Raw genomic sequence first — 12,781 nt, forward strand, 5'->3', positions numbered from 1 at the left:
AAGGATCTGCGTACGACCGGTGCCCCCGCCGGGTTCCGGACAGCGGCCGGCCCTCCTGTGACAAGGGCGCCGGACGCCCCCTCGGGGAGCGTCCGGCGCCCACGCGCGCGTGCGGCTAGCCGAGCCGGGACTCCAGTTCCGCCACGATCTCGTTGACGCCGATCGCGGTCTGCTCGCCGGACTCCATGTCCTTGAGCTGGACGACGCCCTCGGCCAGGTCGCGCTCGCCGGCGACGATCGCGTAGCGGGCGCCGGAGCGGTTGGCGTTCTTCATGGCACCCTTCAGCCCCTTGCCGCCGTAGGCGAAGTCGGCCGCGATGCCCACCTTGCGCAACTCGGTGACCTTGGCGAACAGCACCCGGCGGGCCTCCTCGCCGAGCGGGACGGCGTACACGGACGTCGAGGTCGGCAGGTCCAGCCGCACGCCCTCGGCCTGGAGCGCGAGGACCGTGCGGTCGACGCCCAGGGCCCAGCCGACGGACGGCAGCGCGGGGCCGCCGATCATCTCGGACAGGCCGTCGTACCGGCCGCCGCCGCCCACCGCGGACTGCGAGCCCAGACCGTCGTGCACGAACTCGAAGGTGGTGCGGGTGTAGTAGTCCAGGCCGCGCACCAGCCTGGGGTCGTCCTCGAAGGAGACGCCGGCGGCCGTGATCAGCTCGCGGACCTCCTCGTGGTACGCCTTGCAGGCGTCGCACAGGTAGTCGCGCAGCAGCGGGGCGCCGGTGAGCTGCTTCTGGACCGACTCGCGCTTGTCGTCCAGGACCCGCAGCGGGTTGATGTCGACGCGCCGGCGGGTGTCCTCGTCCAGGTCCAGGCCGCGCAGGAAGTCCTGGAGCGCGGCCCGGTACACCGGACGGCACTCCTTGTCGCCCAGGCTGTTCAGCAGGATGCGGAAGTTCCTGAGGCCCAGCGAGCGGTACGCCTGGTCGGCCAGGATGATCAGCTCGGCGTCCAGCGCCGGGTCCTCCGCGCCGATCGCCTCCGCGCCCACCTGGGAGAAGTGGCGGTAGCGGCCCTTCTGGGGGCGCTCGTAGCGGTAGTAGGAGCCGGAGTACCAGAGCTTGACCGGGAGGTTGCCCGTCTTGTGCAGGTTGGCCTCCAGGGCCGCCCGCAGCACGGACGCGGTGCCCTCGGGACGCAGGGCGAGCTTGTCGCCGCCCTTGGTCTCGAAGGCGTACATCTCCTTGGTCACGATGTCGGTGGACTCGCCGACACCGCGCGCGAACAGTTCGACGTTCTCGAAGCCGGGGGTCTCGATGTAGCCGTAGCCGGAGGTGCGCAGCGGGGCGGCGATGGCCTCGCGGACCGCGAGGTAGGCGGCCGAGTCCGGCGGGATCAGGTCGTAGGTGCCCTTGGGGGCCTGAAAAGTGCTCAACGTAGGTCTCTCGTCACATTCCTCGTCGGGGAGCGTCCGCGCTTCCCGGGCCGGCGGCCACCTGCCGCAGATAGGGGTTGGTGGCGCGCTCCTGGCCGATGGTCGTCTGGGGGCCGTGGCCGGACAGCACCACGGTGGAGTCGTCGAGCGGCAGGCACACGCGGGCCAGCGACTCGAGCATGTCCTCCATGGATCCGCCCGGCAGGTCGGTGCGTCCGATGGAGCCGGCGAACAGCAGATCCCCGGAGAAGAACACCGACGGGACGTCGGCGCTCTCGGGCATCCGGAAGGTCACCGACCCCTTGGTATGGCCCGGCGCGTGCGCGACGGAGAACGTGAGGCCGGCCAGCTCCAGGGCCGTGCCGTCCGTCAGCTCCCTGACGTCGTCCGGCTCCCCCACGGTCAGCTCGCCCAGCAGCGGCATGCCGATGGAACGGCCGAGCGCCTTTTCCGGGTCGCTCATCATGTACCGGTCCTCGGGGTGGATCCAGGCCGGTACCTCGTGTGCGCCGCAGACGGGGACGACCGAGGCGACGTGGTCGATGTGGCCGTGGGTGAGGACGACGGCGACGGGCTTGAGCCGATGCTTCTTCAGCGCTTCCTCGACGCCTTCGGCGGCCTGGTGGCCGGGGTCGATGATCACGCACTCCTCACCGGCGGCGGGGGCGACGAGATAACAGTTCGTCCCCCAGGCCCCGGCAGGGAACCCGGCAATGAGCACGATCGTCCTTCGTTGTGTCGGTTGCAGGCGGCTTCAGCTGCTCCCAGAGCCTACCGGCGCTGCCGTTTCCTCAGCGAACCCATATACGGTACGGGGCTACACACAGCGGTCGGAGCACGAGGACGCACGCGTGCCGCCCGACACACGACACGCATGAGGAGAGAACCCGGTGGTCAGCCAGGAGCAGCGGCGGCGTCAGCTCGCCCGGGAGAAGTTCTTGCGGCAGCAGCAGCGGCGCACCCAGGCGCGGCGCAAGGCGCGCGTGCGCAACTCCGTGATCGCGTCGGTCCTGGGCGTGGTCGTGATCGGCAGTGTCGCCCTGTACACGACCGGGGTGCTCAAGGACGACGACAAGAAGAAGACGGACGCGAGCGGCGAGGTCAGCCCGAGCGCCGCGCCGACCAGCAAGGCTCCGGACCCCTGCGAGAAGCCGGCGGCCGGCTCGGTGAAGAAGCTGAGCTGGAAGAAGGAGCCGGCGATGACGATCGACACGTCGGCGAAGTACACGCTGAAGCTCGCGACGACGTGCGGTGACATCGGCGTCGCGCTGAAGACGTCGGCGGCGCCGCACACGGTGAACTCGTTCGACTTCCTCGCCGGCGAGGGCTACTTCGACCACACCAAGTGCCACCGGCTGACCACCCAGGGCATCTTCGTCCTGCAGTGCGGCGACCCGCAGGGCACCGGCTCGGGCGGCCCCGGCTACACGCTCCCGGACGAGAACCTCAAGGACAAGAGCCTGAAGAACAACACCTACCCGGCGGGCACGGTGGCGATGGCCAACACCGGGCAGGCGCACACCGGCGGCAGCCAGTTCTTCCTCGTCTACAAGGACAGCCAGCTGCCGCCCAGCTACACGCCGTTCGGCACGGTCGACGCGGCGGGCATGAAGGTGCTGGAGAAGATCGCGGCGGCGGGTGAGAACACGGGCGCCGGCGACGGTGCGCCGAACGCGACGGTCGTGATCGACAAGGCCACGGTCGTCAAGTCCTGACCCCCGTTCCGGGATGCTGCCGGCACCCGTCCGGCACCCGGACCCGAAGGTCAACGGGGCGGGCGGCGGAATTTCGGTCGCGCTGGATGCGGACAGGCCACCCGCTGGTCGCCTATGTTGGCCGTGACGAAACTGTGGACGATGCCCGGGGTGCTGCGGCCCCCGCAGGCATCATGTGGAGGAGGCGCTGTGAGCAGCGACCCGTGGGGCCGCGTCGACGAGACGGGGACCGTGTACGTGCGTACGGCCGACGGCGAGAAGGTCGTCGGTTCCTGGCAGGCCGGCTCCCCCGAGGAGGCGCTGGCCTACTTCGAGCGCAAGTACGAGGGCCTGGTTGTCGAGATCGGCCTCCTCGAGAAGCGCGTGCGGACTACCGACCTGTCGGCGAAGGACGCCCAGGCCGCCATCGACCACCTGCGCGAGCAGGTGGACGCGCACCACGCGGTCGGTGATCTGGACGCGCTGCGCAAGCGGCTGGACAAGCTGGTCGCGACCGTCGAGGCGCGCCGCGAGGAGCGCAAGGCGCAGCGGGCCCGGCAGTCCGACGAGGCCCGCAAGGCCAAGGAGGACCTGGTCGCCGAGGCGGAGCGGCTGGCGCAGTCCGACCAGTGGCGGGCCGCCGGTGAGCGGCTGCGGGCGCTGGTGGACACCTGGAAGGGGCTGCCGCGGCTGGACCGCAAGTCCGACGACGAGCTGTGGCACCGCTTCTCGCACGCCCGGTCGGCATTCTCCAAGCGCCGCAAGGCGCACTTCGCGCAGCTGGACGCGCAGCGCGAGGAGGCCAGGCGGATCAAGGAGCGGCTGGTCACCGAGGCGGAGGCGCTGTCCGGGTCGACGGACTGGGGTCCGACGGCCGCCCGGTACCGCGAGCTGATGGCGGAGTGGAAGGCCGCGGGCCGCGCCCAGCGCGAGCACGAGGACGACCTGTGGAACCGCTTCCGCGGCGCCCAGGACGTGTTCTTCGCCGCCCGCAGCTCGGTGTTCGCCGAGCGGGACGCCGAGCAGTCGGAGAACCTGAAGCTGAAGGAGGAGCTGGCCGAGGAGGCCGAGAAGCTCCTGCCGGTCACCGACCTGAAGGCCGCGCGCGCCGCCTTCCGCTCGATCAACGAGCGTTGGGAGGCCATCGGTCACGTCCCGCGGGACGCCCGGCCGAAGGTGGAGGGCCGGATGCACGCCGTGGAGCGGGCGATCCAGGAGGCCGAGGAGGCCGAGTGGCGCCGGACGAACCCGGAGGCACGCGCGCGTGCCGAGGGTCTGACCGGTCAGCTCCAGGCCGCCGTGGACAAGCTGCGGTCGCAGATCGACCAGGCGCGCGCCCAGGGCAACAACGCCAAGGCCGACAAGCTGCAGAAGGAGCTCGATGGCCGTCAGGCGCTCCTGGACCAGGCCCTGAAGGGCCTCCAGGAGTTCGGCGGCTGATCCCCTCACCCCACCGCTGAAAGGGCCCCGTACGCGCGTACGGGGCCCTTCTCGGTGCCCTGGGGTCGTGCCCGGTGGTCAGGCGGCCGCGCGAGCCGTCTGCTACGAGCGGCTGCGTCCGGATGTCACGCGGTACACGTCGTACACGCCCTCCACGCCCCGGACCGCCTTCAGCACGTGGCCGAGGTGCTTGGGGTCCCCCATCTCGAAGGTGAAGCGGGAGGTGGCCACCCGGTCGCGGGAGGTCTGCACGGCCGCCGACAGGATGTTGACGTGCTGGTCGGACAGCACCCGGGTGACGTCCGACAGCAGCCGGGACCGGTCCAGCGCCTCCACCTGGATGGCGACCAGGAAGACCGAGGACTGGGTCGGCGCCCACTCGACGTCGAGGATGCGCTCCGGCTCCCGGGACAGCGAGTCGACGTTGACGCAGTCGCTGCGGTGAACCGATACGCCGCTGCCGCGGGTGACGAAGCCGATGATCGGGTCTCCCGGTACCGGCGTACAGCAGCGGGCCAGCTTGACCCACACGTCGTCGACGCCCTTGACGACCACGCCCGGGTCGGCGGTGGAGCGCCGCTTGCGCCCGCGGCCGCGGGACGGCGGGACCGTCTCGTCGATCTCCTCGGTGGCCGCCTCCTCGCCGCCGAGCGCCTGGACGAGCTTCTGCACGATGTTCTGCGCCGAGACATGGCCCTCGCCGATCGCCGCGTACAGCGCGGAGATGTCCGAGTAGCGCATCTCGTGCGCGAGCGTGACCAGCGAGTCGCCGGTGAGGATCCGCTGGATCGGCAGGTTCTGCTTGCGCATGGCCCGCACGATGGCGTCCTTGCCCTGCTCGATCGCCTCGTCCCGGCGCTCCTTGGAGAACCAGGCGCGGATCTTGTTGCGCGCCCGCGGCGACTTGACGAAGCCGAGCCAGTCCCGGGACGGGCCGGCGCCGGGCGCCTTGGAGGTGAACACCTCAACCAGGTCGCCGTTGTCCAGGGTGGACTCCAGCGGGACCAGCCGTCCGTTGACCCGCGCCCCTATGGTGCGGTGGCCGACCTCGGTGTGCACGGCGTACGCGAAGTCCACCGGGGTGGCGCCGGCCGGCAGGGCGATGACATCGCCCTTGGGGGTGAAGACGAAGACCTCGTTGCGGGACAGGTCGAAGCGCAGGGACTCCAGGAACTCGCCCGGGTCCTCGGTCTCCTTCTGCCAGTCCAGCAGCTGCCGCAGCCACGCCATGTCGTTGATGGCGTCCTTGTCCTTCGCGGACGTCCGGGGCGCGTCGGTGCGGATCTTGGAGGCGCCGGCGACGGCCTCCTGCTTGTACTTCCAGTGCGCTGCGATGCCGTACTCGGCGCGGCGGTGCATGTCGAACGTGCGGATCTGGAGTTCGACCGGCTTGCCGTTGGGGCCGATGACCGTCGTGTGCAGCGACTGGTACATGTTGAACTTGGGCATCGCGATGTAGTCCTTGAACCGGCCGGGGACCGGGTTCCATCGCGCGTGCACCGTGCCGAGGGCGGCGTAGCAGTCGCGGACCGTGTCGACGAGGACGCGGATGCCCACCAGGTCGTAGATCTCGGCGAAGTCGCGGCCCCGCACGATCATCTTCTGGTAGACGCTGTAGTAGTGCTTGGGGCGGCCGGTGACGGTGGCCTTGATCCGGGCGGCGCGCAGGTCGGACTGGACCTCGTCGGTCACTATGGCCAGGTACTCGTCGCGCTTGGGCGCCCGCTCGGCCACCAGTCGTACGATCTCGTCGTACATCTTGGGGTAGAGGATCGCGAACGCGAGGTCCTCCAGCTCCCACTTGATGGTGTTCATGCCGAGGCGGTGGGCGAGCGGAGCGTAGATCTCCAGCGTCTCGCGCGCCTTCTTCTCCTGCTTCTCGCGCTTGAGGTAGCGCATGGTGCGCATGTTGTGCAGCCGGTCGGCGAGCTTGATGACCAGGACCCGCGGGTCCTTCGCCATGGCCACGACCATCTTGCGCACGGTCTCGGCCTGCGCGGCCTCGCCGAACTTGACCTTGTCCAGCTTGGTCACGCCGTCGACGAGCAGGGCGACGACGTCGCCGAAGTCGCGGCGCAGGTCCTCGAGGCCGTACTCGGTGTCCTCGACGGTGTCGTGCAGGAGCCCCGCCATCAGGGTGGCCGGGTCCATGCCCAGCTCGGCGAGGATGGTGGTGACGGCGAGCGGGTGCGTGATGTACGGGTCGCCGCTCTTGCGCTTCTGGCCGCGGTGCCAGCGCTCGGCGACCTGGTAGGCGCGCTCGATCTGGCGCAGCGTGGAGTTCTCGATCTTGGGGTCGTTGCTGCGCACTATCCGCAGCAGCGGCTCCAGGACCGGGTTGTAGGGGTTCGCGCGCTGGACGCCGAGGCGGGCGAGGCGGGCCCGGACCCGGTTGGAGGAGGCGGTGCGGGTGGGCTGCGCGGCCGGCTGGCGGACCACCGGGGGCTGCGCCGGGCGCTCGGCCGGGGCCTGCTTGGGACGCACCGACTCCGCGCTCTTCTCCACGGGCGCGGAGTGGGCGTGCTCCACCGCCCCGCGGGTGTCGTTCTTCACCTGGGAAGCGCGCGGCGCGGGCTTCGCCGCGGCGGCCGAGGCGGGCTCGGGCTTGGCGGCGGTCAGTGGCTGGGCCTCGTCTGGCAAGAGGACTCCTCGTGCGCGATCCGGGTCCCCCGGTCAGGCTCCGGAGACCCCATGGTAGCGATCCCGCGCCCGGTCATCGCCTTCAGGCGGCTGTGAGGACCGTCTACCCCTGCAACGCGGAAGGCTGCCACGGGATTCCGGACGGCCGGTCGTGAAACGCCCGCACCGACGTCCCCGGCGGACGGGCGGACCCGCTCCGGCCTGCGGAAACGTCGAATCGGCACCGGGTACGGATCCACCGGGACACACCCGGCCGCCCCGGCATGTGTGTGCCGGGGCGGCCGTCGTACAACCGCGCGTCAGACCTGGAGCAGCGCCTGGAGCGGAGCCCCGTCCAGCGCGGCCTCCAGCCGGGCGCGCCCGTTCAGGAAGCCCAGCTCCATCAGCACCGCGAGGCCGGACACGTCGGCGCCGGCGCGCTGGATCAGCTGGATCGCCGCCTCGGCCGTACCGCCCGTGGCCAGGACGTCGTCCACGATCAGCACACGGTCGCCGGCGGCCAGGTCCTCGGCGTGCACCTCGATCTCCGCCGAGCCGTACTCCAGGTCGTAGGCCTGGCGCAGGGTGGCCCCGGGCAGCTTGCCCGCCTTGCGGACCGGGATGAAGCCCAGGCCGGCGCGGACGGCGACCGGGGCGCCGAGGATGAAGCCCCGGGCCTCCAGGCCGACGACCTTGGTCGCGCCGGTGTCGGCGGCGATCTGCGCCAGCGCGTCGGTGAGCGCGGTCAAGGCCGCCGGGTCGGCCAGGAGCGGGGTGATGTCCTTGAACACCACGCCCGGCTCCGGGTAGTCGGCCACATCGCGGATGCGGCTCAGCAGCAGTTCCTGGATGTCGGTCATCGGCGCTTTCCGGAGGTACGGCCGCGGCCTCGGCCGCGTGCGGGCTGGTTGCGCGGGCCCACGACGGCGGGGGCGCCGTCGTCGCCGTCGTCACCGGCGGTGGCGCGGACCCCGGCGAGGTCCTCCTCCGCGGCGGCCTGGGCGCGCTTGGCCAGGACCCGCTTGGTGAGGCTCTTCATCGCCGGCTCGCGCTCCTTGAGGTCGGCGACGAGCGGGGTGGCGATGAAGATCGAGGAGTAGGCACCGGCTGCGAGGCCCACGAACAGCGACAGCGAGATGTCGTTGAGCGTGCCCGCGCCGAGGAAGCCGCCGCCGATGAAGAGCAGACCGGCGACCGGCAGCAGCGCGACGACCGTGGTGTTGACGGAGCGGACCAGGGTGCCGTTGATCGAGCGGTTGGCGATCTCGCTGTAGGTGAACCGGGTCTGCTTGGTGAGGTCCTTCGTCTGCTCCTTGAGGCTGTCGAAGACGACGACCGTGTCGTAGAGCGAGTAACCGAGGATGGTCAGCAGACCGATGACCGTACCGGGCGTCACCTCGAAGCCGACCAGGGCGTAGATACCGGTCGTGATGGTGATGTCATGGATCAGCGCGACCAGCGCGGCCACGGCCATGCGCCACTCGAAGGCGATCGCCAGGTAGATCACCACGAGGACCATGAAGATCGCCAGGCCCTCCCAGGCTTTGTTGGCGATCTGCTCGCCCCAGCTCGGGCCGACCAGGTCGGCGGCCAGCTTCTCGGGGTCGAGCTTCAGGTCCTTGGCCAGCTCCTGCTTGATGCGGTCGGACTGGCCGGTGTCGATGCCGGCGATCTGGATGCGCAGGCTGTCGTTGCCCAGCTTCTGCACGATGGCCTGGTGGCCGGAGGCCTCGTTGGCGTACTCCTCCGCCTGGGCCACCGAGACGTTCATCTTCGTGGGCGTCGTGAAGACGGCGCCGCCCTCGAACTCGATGCCCATGTTCAGGCCGCGCACCGCCAGGCCGACGATGGCCGTGATGGTGATCAGGATCGAGACGCCGTACCAGATCATCCGCTTGCCGACGAAGTCGTAGGCGATCTCGCCGCGGTGCAGCCGGGCGCCGATGGTGCCGAGTTTCGACATGGCTCACGCCTCCTTCGGGTCGACGGGGCCGGCGGCGGGACCGGCGGGACGGCGGGTACGGCGCAGCGGGGGCTTGGCCCCCAGGCTCTTGGGGTCGAGACCGGACCACTTGTGGCCGTCGGCGAAGAACTTGCGGCGGGCGAGGAGCGTCATCAGCGGCTTGGTGAAGAAGAAGACCACGACCACGTCGAGCAGGGTGGTCAGGCCCAGCGTGAAGGCGAAGCCCTGCACCTTGCCGACGGTGACGACGAACAGCACGGCGGCGGCCAGGAACGACACGAAGTCGGAGACCAGGATGGTGCGCCGGGCGCGCGGCCAGGCCCGCTCCACCGCGGGGCGCAGCGTACGGCCCTCACGGATCTCGTCCCTTATGCGCTCGAAGTACACGATGAACGAGTCCGCGGTGATACCGATGGCGACGATGGCGCCGCACACGGCCGGCAGGTTCAGCGCGAAGTTGATGGCCGGACCGAGCAGCGACATGATCACGTAGGTGAGGATCGCGGAGACCAGCAGCGAGGCCATGGCCACGATCGACAGGCCGCGGTAGTAGACCACCAGGTAGATCACGACCAGCGCCAGGCCGATCGCGCCCGCGACCAGACCGGCGTGCAGCTGCTCGCCGCCGAGCGCGGCGGTGACGGTGGTGACGGACTGCTCCTGGAAGGACAGCGGCAGGGCGCCGTACGACAGCATGTTGGCGAGACTCTGCGCCTCGTCCTGCTGGAAGCTGCCGGAGATCTCCGCCTGGCCGCCGGTGATGGACTGCCGCACGTACGGGCTGGAGACGACCTCGCCGTCCAGGACGATGCCGAACTCGTTCTGCGGCTGCGGCTTGCTGGCCAGCTCGCCGGTGATGTCGGCGAACTTCTTGGCGCCCTTGGAGGTGAAGTTCATCTGGACCTGCCAGCCGGCGGCGCCCTGGGTGTCGAAGACGGCCTGCGCCTTCTTCACCTCGGTGCCGTCCACGGCGGCCGGGCCGAGCAGGTACTTGTACCAGGCGCCGTCGATCTGGCCGCAGGCCACGGTGGGCCGGCCCGGCTTGGCGTTCTTGCCGGCGTTCGCCCGGTCGGTGGGCTTGGTGCAGTCCAGGGCCGCGTACTGCGCCTGGAGCTTGGCGTCCGCGCCGGAGCCGTCGCCGGCCGGAGCCGAGGGCGTGGCCGAGGGCGTGGCGCTGCCGGAGGCGGAGCCGCTCGGCGAGGGGGTGGAGTCGGCCTTCAGGGCGTCGGTGACCGCGCGGCCCTGGGAAGTGGCCGAGGCGGAGGGAGACGCGGAACCGGACGCCGTCTCCTTGCCGGAACCGGACGCCTTCTCGCCGGCCGAGGCGGACGCCGACGGGCTGCTGCCCGGCTTCGGCGAGGAGCCGTCCTTGGCGGACGCGCTCGGCGACGGGCTCTTCGTGGCGGGGCCGCTGGGCTCGCTCGCCAGGACCGGCCGGAAGTACAGCTTGGCGGTGGTGCCTACCTGCTCCTGGGCCTCCTTGGAGTTGGTGCCCTTGGGGATGTTGACGATGATGTTGTCGTCCCCCTGGGTCTGCACCTCCGCCTCGGAGACACCCAGGCCGTTGACCCGGCGGTTCATGATGTCGACCGCGGTGTCCATGTTGGCCTTGTTGATCGCGGACCCCTGGTCGGCCTTCGCCTTGAGCGTGATGCTCGTACCACCGGCGAGGTCGATGCCGAGACGCGGAGTGGTGTGCCCGGAGGCGAACATCCCTCCGGCGAGCGCCACGATGGCGATCAGGATGAGGGCCAGCGAGCGCCCTGGCTTGCTCGGGGCGCTCGCGCTTCGGCCCCTCTTAGGTGCTGCCACCTTCTCGTACTCCCTCTCGGGCCGCCCCGCGCCCGGTCGGCGCGGTCGGCCATGACATGGTGTCGGACTCCCGTGCGGGAAACAGACGCGCCCGGGACACGCCGGGCGCCCGTCATGGCGCCGCCGCGTATCCCGGGGGGTGACTACTTCGCGTCGGAGTCGCCGTCGGTCTTCTTCGGCTGGTCGTCCGCACCGGCCTCGGCGGCGTCCTTCTTACCGAGGTCGATCTTGTCGTCCGAGGCGGCGGCAGCGTCGGCGGATCCGTCGGTCTCGTCGGTCTCGGTGAGGGAGGAGGCGTCGTCCGGGACGATGCCGGTGTCGGACTTCAGGTCGTGCTCGATGCCGTGGACGATGCGGTTGTACTCGTCGTCGGAGAGGACGGCGCCGATGGCGTTCTTGGCGAAGAGGAGGTCGACGCCCGGCCCGGCGTCGAGGAGGACCGTGTCCTCGTTGACCTCCTTGACCGTCGCGTACATACCCCCGATCGTGCGGACTCCGGATCCGGGCTGCATCTGGTTCCGCATGTCGGCGGCCTGCTGCTGCTTCTTCTTGGCCGAACGCGTCATCAGGAACATGGCCGCGATGAGCACGATGAACGGGAGAAGGGTATAGGCATTCACGGGACGGAGTTTCCTTCGCGCGACCGCGCGGGTGAGCGGCCTGTTGGATGGGGGTGTGGTCGGCGCCGCCCGCAAGGGCGGCATCGGCGGAGTCTAAGCGAGTCCGCTCTCATGGAACAACGCTCAGCATGGCACCTGGGTTCCGGCCGGGCCATCGCCCTCGCCGCTCGGCCGCCCTCACGCCCCGAACAAGTCCTGTTGTCCGTTTCCCGCGGCCGGCGCCTGCGGCGGGGTCAGTCCCAGGTGCGCCCAGGCGGCGGGGGTGGCGATCCGGCCGCGCGGGGTGCGGGCGAGCAGGCCCTCGCGGACCAGGAACGGCTCGGCGACCTCCTCCACGGTCTCCCGCTCCTCCCCCACCGCGACGGCCAGGGTGGACAGGCCCACCGGCCCGCCGCCGAACAGCTTCAGCAGGGCCTGGAGGACGGCGCGGTCCAGCCGGTCCAGGCCGCGCTCGTCGACCTCGTAGACGGCGAGCGCGGCGGCGGCGATGTCCCGGGTGATCAGCCCGTCGGCCTTGACCTGCGCGTAGTCGCGGACGCGGCGCAGCAGGCGGTTGGCGATGCGGGGCGTGCCCCGGGAACGGCCGGCGATCTCGGCGGCGCCGTCCGGTTCGATCCCGACGTCCAGCAGGCTCGCCGAGCGGTGCACCACGCGCTCCAGCTCGTGCGGGGAGTAGAACTCCATGTGCGCGGTGAAGCCGAAGCGGTCGCGCAGCGGCGGCGGCAGCAGGCCCGCCCGCGTGGTGGCGCCGACCAGGGTGAACGGCGGCAGCTCCAGCGGGATCGCGGTGGCGCCGGGGCCCTTGCCCACGATGACGTCGACGCGGAAGTCCTCCATCGCCATGTACAGCATCTCCTCGGCGGGCCGGGACATGCGGTGGATCTCGTCGAGGAAGAGCACCTCACCCTCCTGGAGCGAGGACAGGATCGAGGCGAGGTCGCCGGCGTGCTGGATGGCGGGGCCGGAGGTGATGCGGATGGGGGCGCCCATCTCCGCCGCGATGATCATCGACAGGGTGGTCTTGCCGAGGCCGGGCGCGCCGGAGAGCAGCACGTGGTCCGCGGTGGCGCCCCGCGCGCGTGCGGCGCGCAGCACCAGGTCGAGCTGTTCGCGGACCTTCTCCTGGCCGATGAACTCGCCGAGGTCCTTGGGGCGCAGGGCGGCCTCGACGGCCTGGTCCTCCCGGTCGGCGGACGCACCGACGAGCCGCTCCTCGGCGGGGGTACCGGTGGTGTCGTCCCAGTTCACGAAGTTC

General features: G+C 70.8%; 10 protein-coding genes. 2 read left to right on the forward strand and 8 right to left on the reverse strand.

Going from position 1 to position 12,781, the window contains the following annotated elements:
• Window positions 1-115 precede the first annotated feature (115 nt).
• A complete protein-coding gene (hisS, locus tag Srubr_RS04995; RefSeq protein WP_189996284.1) occupies window positions 116-1,378 on the reverse strand; it encodes a histidine--tRNA ligase in 1,263 nt (420 codons plus the stop codon).
• A 13-nt stretch (window positions 1,379-1,391) separates the two neighbouring features.
• Complete coding sequence (locus tag Srubr_RS05000) at window positions 1,392-2,099, reverse strand: MBL fold metallo-hydrolase (RefSeq protein WP_189996283.1); 708 nt, start codon at window positions 2,097-2,099, stop codon at window positions 1,392-1,394.
• Window positions 2,100-2,268: 169 nt separating this feature from the next.
• On the opposite strand from Srubr_RS05000, the gene Srubr_RS05005 reads away from it, so the two are divergent.
• Window positions 2,269-3,093: a peptidylprolyl isomerase gene (locus Srubr_RS05005; RefSeq protein WP_189996282.1), complete on the forward strand. Its 825-nt coding sequence runs from the start codon at window positions 2,269-2,271 to the stop codon at window positions 3,091-3,093.
• A 189-nt stretch (window positions 3,094-3,282) separates the two neighbouring features.
• Window positions 3,283-4,512, forward strand: a complete 1,230-nt coding sequence (locus tag Srubr_RS05010; protein ID WP_189996281.1) for a DUF349 domain-containing protein — start codon at window positions 3,283-3,285, stop codon at window positions 4,510-4,512.
• A 102-nt stretch (window positions 4,513-4,614) separates the two neighbouring features.
• Here Srubr_RS05010 and relA read toward each other — a convergent pair whose 3' ends face one another.
• From relA to ruvB, 6 genes are all read right to left on the reverse strand, one after another.
• Window positions 4,615-7,152, reverse strand: a complete 2,538-nt coding sequence (gene relA / locus Srubr_RS05015) for a GTP pyrophosphokinase (protein ID WP_189996280.1) — start codon at window positions 7,150-7,152, stop codon at window positions 4,615-4,617.
• 299 nt (window positions 7,153-7,451) lie between these two features.
• Window positions 7,452-7,991 carry an adenine phosphoribosyltransferase gene (locus Srubr_RS05020; RefSeq protein ID WP_189996279.1) on the reverse strand — a complete coding sequence of 180 codons (540 nt, stop codon included), beginning with the start codon at window positions 7,989-7,991 and terminating at the stop codon, window positions 7,452-7,454.
• Window positions 7,988-9,094: a protein translocase subunit SecF gene (gene secF / locus Srubr_RS05025; protein WP_189996278.1), complete on the reverse strand. Its 1,107-nt coding sequence runs from the start codon at window positions 9,092-9,094 to the stop codon at window positions 7,988-7,990. The genes Srubr_RS05020 and secF overlap by 4 nt, the downstream gene beginning before the upstream one ends.
• A gap of 3 nt (window positions 9,095-9,097) precedes the next feature.
• Window positions 9,098-10,906 carry a protein translocase subunit SecD gene (gene secD / locus Srubr_RS05030; RefSeq protein ID WP_189996277.1) on the reverse strand — a complete coding sequence of 603 codons (1,809 nt, stop codon included), beginning with the start codon at window positions 10,904-10,906 and terminating at the stop codon, window positions 9,098-9,100.
• Between the two features lie 143 nt (window positions 10,907-11,049).
• The gene (yajC, locus tag Srubr_RS05035; RefSeq protein ID WP_030780990.1) at window positions 11,050-11,526 is read right to left on the reverse strand and encodes a preprotein translocase subunit YajC; all 477 of its coding nucleotides are present in this window, start codon (window positions 11,524-11,526) and stop codon (window positions 11,050-11,052) included.
• Window positions 11,527-11,703: 177 nt separating this feature from the next.
• A complete protein-coding gene (gene ruvB / locus Srubr_RS05040) occupies window positions 11,704-12,774 on the reverse strand; it encodes a Holliday junction branch migration DNA helicase RuvB (protein ID WP_189996276.1) in 1,071 nt (356 codons plus the stop codon).
• Between the last annotated feature and the right edge of the window lie 7 nt (window positions 12,775-12,781).

The organism is Streptomyces rubradiris, from assembly GCF_016860525.1.
Classification (GTDB): Bacteria; Actinomycetota; Actinomycetes; order Streptomycetales; family Streptomycetaceae; genus Streptomyces; species Streptomyces rubradiris.